Origin of the sequence: Periweissella ghanensis (assembly GCF_918814755.1) — a bacterium.
In the GTDB taxonomy this organism is placed as follows: Bacteria; Bacillota; Bacilli; order Lactobacillales; family Lactobacillaceae; genus Periweissella; species Periweissella ghanensis.
The window spans coordinates 1-16,040 of the sequence record NZ_CAKKNT010000020.1; the positions used below are offsets into that span (position 1 = coordinate 1).

14 protein-coding genes and 1 other annotated feature are annotated in these 16,040 nt (G+C 39.2%); of the genes, 3 read left to right on the forward strand and 11 right to left on the reverse strand.

The genetic code is table 11. The features are described from left to right. Window positions 1–175 precede the first annotated feature (175 nt). The 3 genes from LQZ76_RS06965 to LQZ76_RS06975 all read left to right on the forward strand — a co-directional run bounded on the left by LQZ76_RS06965 (window position 176) and on the right by LQZ76_RS06975 (window position 2,647). On the forward strand, window positions 176–565 hold the full coding sequence (locus tag LQZ76_RS06965) for a DUF4429 domain-containing protein (RefSeq protein WP_230099030.1): 390 nt from the start codon (window positions 176–178) through the stop codon (window positions 563–565). A gap of 147 nt (window positions 566–712) precedes the next feature. Then, window positions 713–1,399, forward strand: coding sequence for a DUF3862 domain-containing protein (locus tag LQZ76_RS06970; protein WP_230099031.1), 687 nt, complete (start codon window positions 713–715; stop codon window positions 1,397–1,399). 369 nt (window positions 1,400–1,768) lie between these two features. Further along, window positions 1,769–2,647: a site-specific integrase gene (locus LQZ76_RS06975; RefSeq protein WP_230099032.1), complete on the forward strand. Its 879-nt coding sequence runs from the start codon at window positions 1,769–1,771 to the stop codon at window positions 2,645–2,647. A gap of 108 nt (window positions 2,648–2,755) precedes the next feature. Here LQZ76_RS06975 and rpmA read toward each other — a convergent pair whose 3' ends face one another. The 11 genes from rpmA to LQZ76_RS07030 all read right to left on the reverse strand — a co-directional run bounded on the left by rpmA (window position 2,756) and on the right by LQZ76_RS07030 (window position 16,036). Continuing rightward, window positions 2,756–3,067, reverse strand: a complete 312-nt coding sequence (rpmA, locus tag LQZ76_RS06980; RefSeq protein WP_168721538.1) for a 50S ribosomal protein L27 — start codon at window positions 3,065–3,067, stop codon at window positions 2,756–2,758. Between the two features lie 48 nt (window positions 3,068–3,115). Beyond that, window positions 3,116–3,427: a 50S ribosomal protein L21 gene (gene rplU / locus LQZ76_RS06985; RefSeq protein WP_230099057.1), complete on the reverse strand. Its 312-nt coding sequence runs from the start codon at window positions 3,425–3,427 to the stop codon at window positions 3,116–3,118. 23 nt (window positions 3,428–3,450) lie between these two features. Next, window positions 3,451–3,518 (reverse strand) — a sequence feature (ribosomal protein L21 leader region). 76 nt (window positions 3,519–3,594) lie between these two features. After that, window positions 3,595–4,572: a ribose-phosphate diphosphokinase gene (locus LQZ76_RS06990; RefSeq protein ID WP_230099033.1), complete on the reverse strand. Its 978-nt coding sequence runs from the start codon at window positions 4,570–4,572 to the stop codon at window positions 3,595–3,597. Window positions 4,573–4,640: 68 nt separating this feature from the next. Next, complete coding sequence (gene recD2 / locus LQZ76_RS06995) at window positions 4,641–7,289, reverse strand: SF1B family DNA helicase RecD2 (protein ID WP_230099034.1); 2,649 nt, start codon at window positions 7,287–7,289, stop codon at window positions 4,641–4,643. Window positions 7,290–7,314: 25 nt separating this feature from the next. Further along, window positions 7,315–7,983, reverse strand: a complete 669-nt coding sequence (locus LQZ76_RS07000) for a tetratricopeptide repeat protein (protein WP_230099035.1) — start codon at window positions 7,981–7,983, stop codon at window positions 7,315–7,317. Window positions 7,984–8,000: 17 nt separating this feature from the next. After that, window positions 8,001–8,663: a histidine phosphatase family protein gene (locus tag LQZ76_RS07005; protein ID WP_230099036.1), complete on the reverse strand. Its 663-nt coding sequence runs from the start codon at window positions 8,661–8,663 to the stop codon at window positions 8,001–8,003. 173 nt (window positions 8,664–8,836) lie between these two features. Continuing rightward, window positions 8,837–11,422, reverse strand: coding sequence for a bifunctional lysylphosphatidylglycerol flippase/synthetase MprF (gene mprF / locus LQZ76_RS07010; RefSeq protein WP_230099037.1), 2,586 nt, complete (start codon window positions 11,420–11,422; stop codon window positions 8,837–8,839). Continuing rightward, entirely contained in the window at window positions 11,419–12,144 is a 726-nt protein-coding gene (locus tag LQZ76_RS07015) for an alpha/beta fold hydrolase (RefSeq protein ID WP_230099038.1), read from the reverse strand. Before LQZ76_RS07015 ends, mprF begins: the two co-directional genes overlap by 4 nt. A gap of 71 nt (window positions 12,145–12,215) precedes the next feature. Beyond that, window positions 12,216–12,599: a rhodanese-like domain-containing protein gene (locus LQZ76_RS07020; protein WP_230099039.1), complete on the reverse strand. Its 384-nt coding sequence runs from the start codon at window positions 12,597–12,599 to the stop codon at window positions 12,216–12,218. Window positions 12,600–12,727: 128 nt separating this feature from the next. Further along, window positions 12,728–13,693 (reverse strand): ROK family glucokinase, encoded by a 966-nt coding sequence (locus LQZ76_RS07025; RefSeq protein ID WP_230099040.1) that lies wholly within the window; start codon window positions 13,691–13,693, stop codon window positions 12,728–12,730. A gap of 165 nt (window positions 13,694–13,858) precedes the next feature. Beyond that, a complete protein-coding gene (locus LQZ76_RS07030) occupies window positions 13,859–16,036 on the reverse strand; it encodes a heavy metal translocating P-type ATPase (protein ID WP_230099041.1) in 2,178 nt (725 codons plus the stop codon). Window positions 16,037–16,040 lie beyond the last annotated feature (4 nt).

Below are 16,040 nucleotides of genomic sequence, written 5' to 3' on the forward strand. Positions count from 1 at the left end.
TTAAAATTAAATACTCTTAATTTTAATTGATTGAGGTGGCTCAATGTTATTGATTATTTTTGGTATACATTTATTGACTAAAAATGGCTCACTTTAGTTTAGCAGTCACATCTTATCTTAGTATTTAATAAACGTGTAATCCTGATCCACGTAAAAAGCTGTAGAAGGTATATTTATGGGACTTTTTGGCGACTCAAAACAAGTTATTAATTTATTTCCAGAATCAAGCGATGAAAAAACATTTTACATTAAGTCTAGTAAAACGACAGTTCGCTTGGATGCTAATTTTATCCGAATTGCTCGTGGTGGAGCTATTAATACCATTTTACAAGGATTAGATGGCGAAAAATCAATTTTATTACGTGAAATAACTGCCTATCAATTAAAAGAACCAGGTCTTACTGTTGGATATCTTCAAATAAACTATCCTGGCTCTCAAGACACTAAAGGTGGAGTAACTGATGCCGTTAAAGACGAAAATACTATCTCGTTCATAAAAACCGAAAAAGAGGATATTCTTCAATTAAAAATCGCGATTGAGAATGCAATTATAAATAAACATTAAATAGTTATTACCACCAAATTTAGATAGATTGTTTCATTATAATTTATTCAGAAACATTTACGTATATTAAGAATATATAATATAATTATTTTTATCTTAATATACGTGCAAAAACTGAACCACGCTAAAAGCTGCGGAGGAATTATAATGTCAAAGAAGATTGTTGATGAGAATGGGAACACCTATGTTCAAAAGAAGCCGTTTTACAAACGTGTTTGGTTTTGGATTGTTATTGTTGTTTTAGTGCTAATTATTGGTGGTAGCATTGGTGGAGGTAATAAAAATAAACCTGTCAACAAGGAATCTAATTCCAAAGTATCATCAAACAAAAAAATAATTACATCAGAACAATTCAACAATTTAAAAGTTGGAGATATGTCAAACAACGGTAACGGCGGTACGAGTTACAAAGACGTTGAATCAATATTCGGTAAGCCGAATTCAACAACATCTTCAAGCATTCAAGGTCAAACTGTAGAAATGGATACTTGGAGCAACTTAGGTGGGGATTATACAACGATGTCATTATCATTCGGTGGTGAAGGCGATAAACGTTCTCTATCTTCAAAATCTCTTACCAGTGCAAAAAGTATTATCAGTGGTGCCAAGATTAGTCAAGCAGACTATGACGCAATTACAACAAATGGAACTATGAACGTGTCTGACTTAGTTAAAAAATTCGGCCAACCTGCTGTTAAGACTGTATATTCAATATTGAATACTGAAACAAAAACTCTTGTCTGGAGTAATGTTAATTCTAACTTAGGTTCAGGAGTTTCACTGACAGTTTCTGGCGGTAACACAGTTATAGGAAAAACAAAGACTTCAAACTAATTAAATGCCCTCTTCGGGCGTATGTACAGAGGTCATTGAAGTCTTGAAAATAAACAAATAAAAAACACCACACGCCCCGTCGAAAGTTTGTGTGATGTCTATGAAATTAATACCCCTACTACAGGGCCTTATGTTTATAATTATAGCATATGTAAGCCCCTTATTTAAGTATCACTACTATACTAGGAGGCTTTTTATTATGGCAACTTTTGAAAAAAGAGGAAAAAATGGCGTGCAGCTGTTTCGATAACAGAATCCGGTGCTCGTAAGCGAGTAACCAAAACATTTAATCTCAAGCGTGAAGCAGAAGCTTGGGCAACTGAAATTGAAGCGTCAGCAAATAACGGTGAATTAATTTTTGAGTCAACTATGAGTTTAGAAGATTATTTCAAACGTTGGTTTGAAAATTATAAAAAAGCTGATCTACGCGAATCATCAATTAAGATGTACCAAACAACTATGATGAACATCAATAAGTATTTCAATGGTATTACCCTATCTAACCTATCAACCGTTAAGTTGCAAAAGAGCTTAGATGAATTTTGCTTAACCCATTCATTAGGTTCAACTCGTATGTTATGGGCCCATATCAAAGCATCATTAATCGATGCCAAAGTTGACCGACTAGTTCGGTTCGACACTTGGTCACGAGTTAAGCCCCGGGCAGAAAAAGCAAAGCGTATTGTTTCTGCTATTTCAGCTACTGAATTCAAACGTTTTTCAGATTACTTGTACGAAAACATCGATAATGACCTTAACCGTCTATATCTAACTGCCTTAGAATCAGGTGCTCGCTTAGGTGAAATTCAAGCACTTACTTACTCTGATTTTAATTTTGAGAAAAACACCATCTCAATTAGTAAATCTTATTCTCGTGCAATCCAAAAAGTAACTGATACAAAGAATACGCAATCGCATCGTGTTCTAACCATGACGGATCAATACATGAATGCCATTAAACCTTTCGTGGTACGTCATCAAGATATATTTGCGAAACCACACCCTAGCACCTTGGCTCGTGACCTGCGTGAGACACTTAATGATGTAGACATTGAATATCATAACTTTCATGCGCTGCGGCACTCGCATGCTTCTTTTTTGTTACACAACGGCGTTTCAATCCAATATGTAAGTAAACGACTTGGCCACAAAAATACCAAAATCACACTTGAAGTATATGCTCACATGCTCACAGAGGAAGAGAAAAATCAAAATGATATTGCACTTTCTGCGCTGGAATTCTCCTAAAGTTTTTCTCGCGCCCCCAATTGCCCCCAAAAGCAAAAAACATAAAAAAGTTTGTGAACAAAAAAAGCCGTAATCCCTAAGGAAATACGACTTTTTCACAAAGTTCAATTACTTAGCAATGATTGCGTTGTATTGTTCACGAGTGTAAACAGATACTTGACGCTTGTCACGGCCTTTACGTTCAAACTTAACAACACCGTCAGCAACGGCGTATAAAGTATCATCGTTACCACGACGTACGTTCACACCTGGGTAGATGTGAGTTCCACGTTGACGGTAGATGATTGAACCAGCAGTCAATGATTGACCGTCAGCTACTTTAGTTCCAAGACGACGACCAGCAGAGTCACGTCCGTTGGCAGATGATCCACCCCCCTTGTGGTGGGCGAACATTGTAAGGCTTTCCATGTTCAATAACATTTTGAGCACCTCCATGATTTAGTTTAATTTTGATTTAGTAAAATTGAATTAGTCAGCAATGATGTCATCGATAACAACCTTAGTGTATGGTTGACGGTGACCTTGCTTAGTGTGCATGTGCTTCTTAGGCTTGTATTTGAAAGTAACAACTTTCTTTTGCTTGCCTTGCTTTTCCACAGTACCTTCAACCTTAACACCAGCAACGAATGGTTCACCAATCTTTGCAGTGCGGTTCTTGTAAAGAACAACCTTGTCAAAAGTAACTTTTTCACCTGCTTCAACGTCAAGCTTTTCAACGTAGATGGCATCACCCTTTTCTACTTTGTATTGCTTGCCGCCAGTTTCAATAATTGCGTACACAGCCATATTGTGCACCTCCTTTGTGTTTTTCTTAGACTCGCCATAACACGCGCTATGCTTAAATACGTGATCCGTGCGGTTGTAGCAACACGTTAAAAACGTGAAACACAACATAGGTTATCTTATCAGATATTATAATTAAGGTCAACTATAAAATAGAAAATATTTTATAATTGGACATCTTCATTATCTTTTGAACGTAGTAAATCTTCAATTGGTTGGTTATTGTGAATCCGTTCAATTGCTAAGGCAAATAATGGTCCCACAGTTAACTGGGTTAATTTACTAAATTGTTTTTCATCCGGCACATTAATTGTGTCAGTCGTAATAAGTTCTTTAATTGGGGCATCACGTAAGATAGCCACTGAATCAGCTGACAATACCGCGTGCGTTGCGACACCATAAACTTCTTTAGCACCAGCAAATGCCAAGGCTTGTGATGATGCAGACATTGAAAGTCCAGTATCAATGATGTCATCGACGATAATTGCGCGCTTACCTGCTACATCCCCAATAATTGATGATGGTCCAGCTTCATCATTGGCATCATCTCGATTATCAATAATCGCAATTGGTGCTTTAAGTAATTCAGCAAATTTTCGGGCACGGCTAACCCCTGAATGTGATGGTGACACAACTACGACATCATCATCAACTAACTTACGACTAAAGAAGTAATTAGCAAGCAATGGTGCCCCTAAAAGGTGATCAATTGGGATATTAAAGAATCCTTGAACTTGATCAGCATGTAAATCAATCGTAATTAACCGATCAACCCCATTCATTTCAAGGAGGCTCGCAATTAGTTTGGCCGTAATTGGTTCACGTGAACGAGCCTTACGATCTTGACGAGCATAACCGTAGTATGGCATCACAACATTAATTGTTGCAGCACTAGCCCGACGTAAAGCGTCAACCATAATCATTAATTCCATCAATGATGTATTGACTGGATCAGCAACAGATTGGATTACATAGACTTCTGCCCCACGTACTGATTCACCAATTTGAATTTGAATTTCACCATCGGCAAAGTGGTTTACTTCTGCTTCACTTATTGAAACGTTCAATTCTTCCGCAATTTTTTGGGCTAATGGTAAATTAGAATTAAGCGCAAAAAGCTTAACCTGTTTTTCTTCTGACATTTTCCTACCTCAATTTCACATTATAACAATTATAATTATCGCAAGCTCAACGGCGTCTTGCAACTAACTTAGTCAACTTTTTCAACAAAATCATATGGTGAGACGTTATTCATCCCAATCATCGGATCAATTTCTTCATTTTCCACCATCTTGGCAGTTAAGATCGTACCAAAAATCGGCGTTGGTTCAGCCAATTCTGCCGATGGATGCCCGTTGGCCTCAACCATGGGTTCCTGATAATTACTTGGTTCATCAAATAAACTCAATGAAGTATTAGCCGCTAACTGTTCACTAATACTCCCCTTTGGTGATGTTACTGGGGGCTGATTAGTCACTGCTACGCTGACCGGCTGACTAATCGGTTCGATTGTCGGTCCCGCGCTAGTCGGCGTTGGTGTAACTAGTTCGATTGCAATTTGATTGGTAATAACACTGGCTTCCCCATTTTGGACTTGTTTAAGCCGTTGTTGGAGTGTACTTGCCCGATGAGCCCCCAAATTGTTAACACCACGTTCAAAGGCTGCTGGTTCACCAATTAAAATCAGCATTTCACTGGCACGCGTGATGCCCGTATAAATCAAATTCCGTTGCAACATAACCGAATACTGTTGCACCATGGGCATAATGACGAGTTTAAACTCACTCCCTTGGGCTTTATGAATCGAGGTTGCATAGGCTAACGTCAAGCGTTTCCACTCTGAACGTGGATACGTAATTTCACCGGCATCAAACGCAATCGTTAATTGATCGACTTTTTCGGTATTTCCCTTGTCAGCTTTTAATGTAATCCCGACGACTTGACCAATATCACCATTAAACACATTACTTTCCGGGCTATTTACTAAGTGTAATACTTTATCACCTACCCGGAACTTTTGCTGATTAAATTCAACTTCGCGCTTTTTCTGCGCATTCAGTGGATTTAAGATATCTTGCATGACTTGATTCAAATGATCAATCCCAGCCGAGCCACGATACATAGGTGCCAAGACTTGCATATCATTAAAGGCAAATCCTTTATCTTGGGCTCGTTTAACAACTTTTTCAATCACACCAGGAATTTGATTGGCATGGGCCGCAATAAACGTCCGATCAGGTTGATTGATTGTTAAGTTAGCTGGTAATTCGCCGTCTTTGATTGCATGGGCTAACGGAATAATTGAACTTTGATTGGCTTGCCGATAAATTCGAGTCAACTCAACTTGTTTGAAAGCCTGACTGGCTAATAAATCTGCAAATACTTGTCCGGGGCCCACTGATGGTAATTGGTCTTTATCCCCCACGAAAATGACTTGCATTTTAGCTGGGATAGCCCCCATCAGTGTATTAAAGAGCAAAACATCAACCATCGACATTTCATCAACAATTAGTAATAATCCCTTTAATGCTTCCACGTCGGGGGCTTCATTCCGCTCGCGACCAGTTAGGCCTAATAAACGGTGAATTGTTTTGGCCGGTAACCCAGTTGTTTCAGTCATCCGCTTCGCTGCCCGACCAGTCGGAGCAGCTAGTAAGATGGGAAAGTTCTCTTCTTTGTAGGCATTGACATCTAAATCGACTTCATGCAACAAAGCAAAGGTGGCCACTAATCCATTAACGATAGTCGTTTTACCGGTACCTGGCCCCCCCGTTAAAACAAAGACGGGGGCGTTGATACCATCAATAATGGCTTGTTTTTGTAATTCATCGTATGTTATTTTGAACATCTTTTCGACTTGCTTAATGGTCGTTAAAATGCGTTCATCACTATACGTAATTAAGTTCTTTTGTTGCGCTGTTTGTATTAACTGCGTGGCACTTTCCCACTCTGCCAAATACAAACTCGCTAAATAGATCCGTTCACCATCCGCTACCACTCGTTGATCTTTCACTAACTGTAATAATGCCTGTTGGACTTGTTCGACGCTGATTTCGATTCGCAACCCAGCCGTTAATAATTGACGCGTTCCTTGAAGTACACTATTAACATCACTATATACATCCCCACTATTAAAGCTTTGTTGGTCTAACGTTGCCAAAATAGCTGCTTCAATTCGTTGCGGACTATCCATTGCAATGCCGATAATTTGGGCGACCTGATCAGCCTTTTTAAAGCTAATCCCTTCAATATCAGCTGCTAACTGATATGGATTGGCATGAATAATAGCTAAGGCATCCATCTGGTATTTTTGGTAAATTGCGGTAGCCAAAGTTGAACCAAAGCCATACTGATTTAAGCCAATGACAACTTGTTCCATCCCATTGTTTAACCGTAATTGTTCGACTAAGTTATTAACGACGTCCGCTTTCAGATTTAAAGCATCTAATTTGCTCGCATCGACTAGAATTTCATTAATCGCATCTAACCCCAACAAATCAACAATCCGTTCGGCCGTTTTTTCACCAATGCCGGTAAATGCATCCCCCGCTAAGTAACTAATTAAGCCACTCTCGGTAGTTGGTCCTTCTGATTGATAGTTAGTTACTTGAAATTGTTGGCCATATTTAGCATGTTGGACCACTTTACCGTAAAATCGGTAGGTACTTTCTTCGCGTAGTTCACCAAAAGAACCAGTGGCAACTATTTCAGGTTCCGTCCAATCAAAATTATTTTCCAACACTTTTAATAAGACTACCTTATAAAAACTATCTGCAGCCGTAAAAAAAATCGTCGAAACTTTACCTAATAAGTAAGGTTGCTCCGTTTGGTCTTCAAATAATGATAATTCATCGTTCATGGTGACTCCTTTTAAAGTAATTCATCTATTTATTTTGTTGCTTGTACACAACTGTGGCAATTTCATCAACCCGTTGCTTATTATCCGCGTAGTACTTGCTATCAAGGGTTTCAACTTGGGCAAAGAAATTTTCACTAGGCTGACCCATGGTTAAGGCGATTATTCCGCGACCAAAGAGGGCTACTACATTTTGGGCATCATAGTCTAGAGCCTGTGTATACATCGTATCTGCTTGCGTAAATTCACCTAATGCTAACCAAATATCACCCAGTAGAACTTTTACGGCAACATCATTTGGTAAATTTTCTTGCGCTGTTAAACCATATACTAAGGCTTGTTGATATTGCTGTTGTTGCATAAAACTTTGCGCCAACATCATAAAAGCATCACCCTTAATATCGACAGCCGTAATTTGTTGATAATATGTCATCGCCTTTTGGTATTCACCGGCGGCATAGTAAACATTCCCCAAACTATACAACAACGTTTCTTTGGCGGTGGCATCGTTATCACTAAACAATCCCAGGGCTTTCATAATCAGTTCTTCGGCTGAATTATAGTCACTTATTTGGGTCAAAACCACGCCTAAATCATTATAATTTCGCCAATCATCCGGGGCAGCGTTAATTTTAGCAATCAATGCTGTAATCGTTTGATCAACTTCATGTGCTAATGCGTTTCGTTTGTCTGCCATTATACCTTCTACCTACTTTAAATCGTATCTGTTGCATTTTGGGGCGCATCTAAATAATCTGTTTGATTACGAATAATTTCCGTGTAATGTTCATTATCCGTGGTTTCTAAAATGGTTAATGAAGTATTACTGATACCGCCACGTGCTCGTAATTGACCTAATGGCACATCAAGTAGCGCCCCTACCCCAGCCGTAATCGCAGCGCCATGTGAAACAAACAACAGATTAGCATCCGGGTTATTAGCAGCCACGGCCGTTTTTACGGTACTAGTAAAGCGTTGCATCACCTCTTCAAACGATTCCGCGCCAATTAGGGGACCATTCCAAAGTTCCGGATTTTCCCGAAACCCAATATATAGCTCAGGATATTGTGCTTTGACATCTTCAAATTTCTGACCTTCCCATGTTCCCAGGGCAAATTCTTTGAGGCCACTCTTTAACGTTAATTGCGGATTACCAACTAAATATGGCCAGACACCTAAAGCAGTCTGTCGGGCACGTTTAATCGGACTAGCATAAATATGGTCAAAAACAATACCTTGATCCTGAAGATATGTTCCCAATTGCTTAATTTGTTGCCAACTTTCATTTAGAAGTTCGGAATCCCCATTGGCTCCTTGGTACCGGCCTTCTAAATTCCATTCAGTTTTACCGTGTCGCACAAAATACACTCTTGTCATCGCTAATCCTCCGCTATGATATTAATAATTAGTATATCATATATCAAAATTACAATACTTCCCGAAGTTAAATTCAATAAATTAACCTGGCCAAATATATTGGCAGACAACAAAAAAATACACTAACAAGTTGGGTGCAATGACCCACGCTTGTTTAGTGTATTTTAACGTATTTAATTATTACGGTTGTACTTAAAGATACCAAAGCGGTGCGTAGTTACTGAATCAACGCTTGAATTATCCGCCACTAAAAGTGCAATCATGACATACAAGATAAAACTTGATTTTGAATATGACGTATATCGTGCCCGCCATTCATCAGCATATTTAGCTTTAAAGCGTCGTAGTCCTTGGAATGAATAGAAGTTAGTCCCAAATTGGTACACCAAATTGGCAATCCGTTCTTCCGTAAAACTACGATAATACGTCCCAACATTCGCAAGTGGCGCCATCCCCAAGTTAAAATCAACATACCCTTGTTCTTGCATGTAAGTGAATAACTTGATAAACATGAAGTCCATCACGCCCGAAGGTGCCGCATCATTAAAACGCATTAAATCAATTGAAATTTCAACGGCATTTTTACTATCCATCACCGTCGTAAAGGCAACAATTTTACCATCCGCATCTTGCACAATGGCAATCGGTTCCTTTTGAAGATAACTTTCTTTAAAGAATCCTAATGAGAAGCCCTTTTCTTTGCGGCCATGTAGCCAATCATTAGAAACATTACGTAAGCGTTGCATGAATTCTTCATCAAATGGTGGTTGCACCACGCTAAACACAAAACCTTCCCGTTCGAGTTTGTTACACATCGTCCGTTCGGCTTTACGTTTTTTACCAGCTAAGGTAAATTCCGGTAATTCAACGTGGGCTTCTTCACCCATTTTAATGAAGTTAAACCCAAATTCATGGGCAAGCATCGCAATCTCTTGGGATACTTCATAAAAGACTGGATCATAACCTAAATCATCACTCTCATGAATAAATTGTTCAATCGCCCACGGGAAATCAAGCGGGTTACCGATTAAATCCCCCATCACAATCAATTTATTATTAACTGGTCGAAATTGAATTGCCACCGTATCTTCACCAGCCGCATTTTGGTAGAAGAAGATTCGCTTGTCATGTAAATACGCCAATTGACTAGTTGCATTACCATTAAAGGTTGCAATAATTTGATCTAAGCGCCCTTCATTACCTTCCATTAGTTCCCCAGGCACCATACGATGACCTTCAAAGAAGCGTTCAATTGAAAAAACAAAGGTCATCACAATTACAATAGCAAGGGCCCCTGAAATCCAAACACTCATTGATGGGAATAAAATAAAATCAAGGTGTTGGGGCCGAATGAACCGAATATTTTTAATTCCTGGTAAACTATATACTCCAATAACGACATACATCATTACCAAGCCGGCCCAAATGAAACCATCAATTGTCCGGGCTTCCCAAGAATAGACAAATTGTTTGCGGAACAACCGCTTGCGACTTAACCAAACTAATAGCATTAAGATAATCGCAAAAGCCACTGATAAATATGATACTTCATGATAAATCATGTAAATTAATGTAAATAACAAAATAACTAAGGTCGGATAAAGGGCCCGCTTAACTTTAGAAGCAATTCCCCGTGCGGCAATTAACAGCATAAATCCTAATAGAATACTTGGAAACTCGGAAATGATATTTGCCGACCACGGATTCAAGCGATGTAACCATTTCCAATACGTAAACGCATCTGGCACAGTTGCATACAAAATCATAATAACCCCTGAGAAGTATAGTAAGGCACTAACAATCCGGTGGCCAACTGACATTAGAATTTCACCAGGCACACCATTGTACCGTTCATTAAAAGTCGTTCCAAAGCTGTGGACTAATAAAATTAACCCAATGGCAAATGGGATAAAGTAATAGGCAATCCGATATAACAGCATCCATGCTAACGCGAGTTCACGATTAACACCGAGTTCCCCTAAACCAAGGATCATAATAACATCAAAACTACCGATCGAACCTGGAATCAAAGAACAAATCCCAATAATCGTCGCCGCAATTAACAGTGGTAAAACTTGATGAAATGGTACTGGCATCCCAAGGGCCCAACCAGCGGTGAAGAAAGTTACGACAACCCCGGTCCATTCCATAATAGAAATCCCGGTAACTTGAAGTTTAAATTTCGTCGTAATAACATTTTTATTTAACGTTGAAGTCACCCAGACAAACGGAATGTACAAGGTTCCACCGACTAACCAGATCCAAAAATTACCAACATAATCAGTCGCAACCCCGGTTAACACCATAATTAACGCCACTAAACTATAAAATGACAATCCCGACATAATAAACATAAAGAGCCGGGTTAATGTAGCTGCAAACTGTTTATTTTCGATTTTCTTACCATAGAACTCTGTGCGTAACCCGACACTAACAAAACCACCAAAGCCGGCTAAGTTATTAATCGTATTAATAACCCAACTACTTTCAAATAAGTAACCAAATGTCAGTTTATTATGTAACGTTTTGTTAAGTAAGTAGTCATAGGCAATCATTGGGGAGACTCCCAGTAATCCAACCACAATTACTACAATAATTTTCCAAAGGGCGACATTCCCAAACTGGTGGGCTAAAGCACCCGGCGATATCGATTTACTAATTGAAATAATTTCTACAAACACGGCTAATGTCACCGTTGCTAAGAAAATTATCTCCAACCACTTTGAATATTTATGAAACAAAGCTTTTATTTTCTTCATTTACTTCCCCTAAATTTAATAAATTCTACGACTTTTTTGGCAAATAAAATTGGATATGTTTTCCCATACGAATGGTGGCCCCCGCTAATGATTTTTAATTCACTATTGGGTAACTCAGCGGCAATCCGGCGCGTATGTGATAACCGCACAACGTCATGATTACCACTAATAACTAACGTTGGTGCTTTAATCGCATGTAAATCTGACCAGGCAACTGGAATATCTTGCATTAATAACTTCTGAATTTGAACGTAGCGTCTAAATTTAGGTGCGATAAAGCTAACAATCTTAGTCGTCCAATACATAAGCTCATCAACAATGCGGACCCATAACAATAAGCCGGATGTCCGTAAATTTCCCGCATTTAAGACTAAGCTAGTCACAAATTGCGGATAGTTTTTCGCAAAGACGATTGCAACATTGGCCCCATCACTGAAGCCCATAATCGCGGTTTTGGTAATATTTTCCGCTGTTAATAAGGCTGCTAAATCATCGGCAATTTGTTCAAAAGTTAGATTTTTCGCAGTATTACTAGATTGGCCATGCGCCCGACTATCAAAAGTTAGCACTTGAAAGTCGCGTCGATAAATTGCTAATTGCGCATCAAAATAATGGCGATTACCAGCATTACCATGAATTAAGACTAAGTTTTGCGTATCCTTACGTGGATAGAAATCATAAGTGATTTGTGAACCATCCTCAGTTATTAAAACCTTCTCCACTTTCCTCACCTCATTTGCTTTTTAAGCTAAAAAAAAGACGTTTGTCAACTGACAAAACGCCCTTCCAAACATTAGTGTTTAGATGCTTTTTTACCATGCCAACCTGTGAAACCACCTTTAAGAATGTATACCTCAGTATACCCTTCTTTATGTAATTTTACTGCTGCACGAGTTGAAAGCCGTGTGGTTGTATCGTAAAGTAAAACTGGTCGATCTTTACGTAAAGCAGCCAAACTTTGCGCAAACATTTGATAAGAAATATTGCGTGCACCCATGATATGTGCATTGCGGTACTCAACGTTTTCACGCAAATCAATAACTTGGCCTGCTGCGATTAATTCACCGAATTGGGCTTCATCAACATATTTAGCGGCGCGTCGGCCTACTACGTACCAGTATACATAATAACCAACAAATAAAATAATGATAATACTTAAAACTAAGTTCAATAACATCGGTCTATTAGTTCCTCTCAAAAAAATATCAATACAACCATTATACCAATTTTTTTACATTAAACCATAATTCTAGCAAATAAAAAACTGACACCATCCAAGGATGAGTCAGTTTTTTTAGGTTTATCTTAGTTACGAGCAAGTGATGCGGCACCAATAACACCAGCATCATTTCCAAGTTCAGCAAGCTTAACCTTAGTTGAAGTACGAACTGTAGCAAAAGCAAATTGCTTAAAGTTTTCTTCAATCCGGTTACGCAAGAATTCTCCTGCAGCTGAAACACCACCACCAATAACAACTGATGAAGGGTTCAAGATGTTTGAGATATTTGCTGAGGCAAAACCTAAGTAGTAAGCAACTTTGTTAACTACTTCGTTTGCCAAGAAGTCACCGTCTTTAGCTAAATCAAAGACAATTTTTGAAGTAACTTCATCACCGTTATCAACCAATGCTTTAAGTTGTGACTTACCAGCGTATTGTTCAGCAAAGTCGTGGGCCAAGTGAACAACTCCAGTTGCTGAAGCGTATTGTTCAAGACAACCGTGGTTTCCACAAGTACATAAGTAACCATTTGGTTCAACGATCATGTGACCAACTTCACCACCAGCACCAGCAACCCCGTGAATTAAATCACCGTTGGCAATCAAACCACCACCAACACCAGTTCCAAGTGTAATAAAGGCTACGTCTTGGGCGTTGTTACCAGCACCACGCCATTGTTCACCTAAACCAGCCACGTTAGCATCGTTATCGATTGTCAATGGTAAACCAGTACCAGCTTCGATATCCGCCTTAACGTTTTGTACATTTTCAGCACTCCAGTTCAAGTTGAACGCTCCTGAAACAGTTCCGTTTTCACGGTTAACCGTTCCTGGAGTCCCCATACCGATACCAATGATACGTTCTTTATCCAATTGGTAGAGGTCAAGGTGGTGGTTGATTGAATCAACAATATCTGGAACGATGTGAGAACCGTCTTCTAAAACGTTTGTTTTCACGCTCCATTTTTGTTGAATTTCACCTTCAGCAGTTAAAATTGCGAACTTGATAGTTGTACCACCAAGGTCAACACCAATGAGTTTGTCTTTAGCCATAATCTAAACTTTTCCTTCTCTGTAAATAAAAATCTTAATTAAGAAAATTGAAATTTTCAATACTTTTATTATCGCATGGATGAAAGCGCTTTTTCAAGTGGTTTTTAATAAAACATTTTTTTACCCCTACGCTTAACGATTATTTAATAAAATATCAGCGCCAAACTACTGATTTTCTTTGGCCCGAACACGGGTAGCATTGCTCGTTACCATCAGTGTTACGATGGTTGCTAAGATGGCCCCAATCATTGGATTTAATGTTAATCCCAGCGGAACTATGATGCCGGCGGCTAATAATGTAGCCACAACGTTATAGAGCGTTACCCACCAAAGACTACGCTTAATCTTAGCATTAGTGGTATTAACTAACGCTAGCAGCTTTAAAATATCAGTTGGATCTGTTTTAACAATCACGACATCGGCCGCTGCAATGGCAATATCTGGGCCGGCCCCAATCGCAATGCCCAAATCAGCTTGTGCGAGAGCGGGACTATCATTAACCCCATCCCCAATCATCATAACTGGACCTTTTTGTTGATACTCGCGGACAAGTTGAGCCTTTTCGTCAGGCTTTAACTGAGCTTTGACATCACTAATGGTTAAACTCTTAGCTACGCGCTGAGCCATCACTGGATTATCCCCCGTCAACATCACTGGCGTAATTCCCATTTTTTTCAATTCGCGAATGAATTTAATCGCCGAAGCTTTAATAACATCCCCTTGGGCAACCAGTCCGACTACCTTATCAGTCGTCACTAAGAAACTAACGGAATTACCAGCATCAGCTAATTTATCAAAGTAATTTTGATCAAATGCAATTTCATGTTCTACCAAGTAATCAATCGCAACTAATGCGAAGCGCTGATTATTGATAACCCCAGTTACACCAATTCCCGGTTGGCTTTCAATTTCTGAACCGTTCATTAAGCCAATTTTTTTCTTCTTGGCTAGCGCGATAATTCCTTGCGCTAAGGGATGAGTGGAACCATTTTCAAGCGTTGCCATAATAGCCAAAATATCAGAATCACTATATTCGGCTGAAATTGATTTTAACGTACGAATTTTGAAGTTTCCTTCTGTCAAAGTTCCCGTTTTATCCATTAATGCATATTTAAGTTTGTCTGCATGCTCTAATGGTTCAATGTGTTGAATTAGTAAACCGCGTTGGGCTGTTAGGGTCATTAAGCGATCAGTTACTAATGGGATCGCTAACTTGAGTGCATGGGGGCAAGCAATTATTAAGACGGTCACAACAAGTGGTAACGCCTCATCAATCCCAATAAACGCCGTCCAAAAAATTAGCACCACCACCGCTAGTAATAACGTTAAATAAAATAAGCGCTGTTCAATTTTGTTAGCTGTCATTTGCGTGGTATTTTTTTGACCTTGCGTCTGCATTACCATCGCTTGCACACGGCCTAGAAAACTATCGGCACCAACGTGGGTTACTCGCATGGTAATGACGCCTTCACCGTTGATTGAACCACCAAGGACCTCATCATCGATTTGCTTAATGACTTGGGTCGCTTCACCAGTTAGCATTGCTTCATTAGTTGTGGTTTCACCAGCAACAATTACACCATCGGCGGGAATAACTGCCCCTTTAGCAATCGTTAATTGATCACCAATTTGTAAATCAGCCACAGCAATTGCTTTAATCTCATCTAGCTCATTAATTTGTTGGGCTTCTTTCGGCAATAAAGAAGCTAACTTATCAGTTGTGGCACCAATTTTGAGAAACGCCTGTTTTTCAATAATCTGTCCCAAAAGCATAATATCAATTAAGACCACTAAGCCCCAAAAGTAAGGGTTGATAAAATCACCTGTGTGTAAGTAATTCATTACGGTTGCATAGACACTATAGCCATATGTCAAGGTAAGACCCATAGTGGTTAATACCATCGTACTTGGCATTTTACTTTTAAGTTCACGCCATGCACCACCAATAAATGGGAGCCCGCCATATAAATATATAATGGTACTAAGTGCTAAGACAATCCACGCTTGGTACGGAATATTAATTGACAATGGCAACGTCATCCCAAGTGGTTTAGAAAGTCCAATTACCGGTAGACTCAAGATAACGGCGACACTAAGTTTTTGTTTTAACTTAGTAATTGTACGTGTTGCTTGCCGCCGATCATCTAACACCATTTCTTGGTTAGTCTTAGTTGCCGCTTCTGCTAACTCTTGTTGTTCTTGCAGCCGTGAATACGAACCAATGGTTTCTGCCATATCAGTTGCTGTTGTAGCAGGTTCACCCTCTTGATTCGCAGGTTTATCACGTTTTAAATCATTAATTAACTGCTTCATCTGCTCATCAGTTAATTTATTTTTGGCCATGGTT

Coding starts and splice junctions, on each gene's coding strand:
- LQZ76_RS06990 (WP_230099033.1), bottom strand. CDS start 4,572: ATGTCAGAAGAAAAACAGGTTAAGCTTTTTGCGCTTAATTCTAATTTA.
- LQZ76_RS07025 (WP_230099040.1), bottom strand. CDS start 13,693: ATGGCTAAAGACAAACTCATTGGTGTTGACCTTGGTGGTACAACTATC.
- LQZ76_RS07030 (WP_230099041.1), bottom strand. CDS start 16,036: ATGGCCAAAAATAAATTAACTGATGAGCAGATGAAGCAGTTAATTAAT.
- LQZ76_RS06970 (WP_230099031.1), top strand. CDS start 713: ATGTCAAAGAAGATTGTTGATGAGAATGGGAACACCTATGTTCAAAAG.
- LQZ76_RS06965 (WP_230099030.1), top strand. CDS start 176: ATGGGACTTTTTGGCGACTCAAAACAAGTTATTAATTTATTTCCAGAA.
- LQZ76_RS07000 (WP_230099035.1), bottom strand. CDS start 7,983: ATGGCAGACAAACGAAACGCATTAGCACATGAAGTTGATCAAACGATT.
- LQZ76_RS06975 (WP_230099032.1), top strand. CDS start 1,769: ATGAGTTTAGAAGATTATTTCAAACGTTGGTTTGAAAATTATAAAAAA.
- LQZ76_RS07020 (WP_230099039.1), bottom strand. CDS start 12,599: ATGTTATTGAACTTAGTTTTAAGTATTATCATTATTTTATTTGTTGGT.
- LQZ76_RS07005 (WP_230099036.1), bottom strand. CDS start 8,663: ATGACAAGAGTGTATTTTGTGCGACACGGTAAAACTGAATGGAATTTA.
- rpmA (WP_168721538.1), bottom strand. CDS start 3,067: ATGTTATTGAACATGGAAAGCCTTACAATGTTCGCCCACCACAAGGGG.
- mprF (WP_230099037.1), bottom strand. CDS start 11,422: ATGAAGAAAATAAAAGCTTTGTTTCATAAATATTCAAAGTGGTTGGAG.
- recD2 (WP_230099034.1), bottom strand. CDS start 7,289: ATGAACGATGAATTATCATTATTTGAAGACCAAACGGAGCAACCTTAC.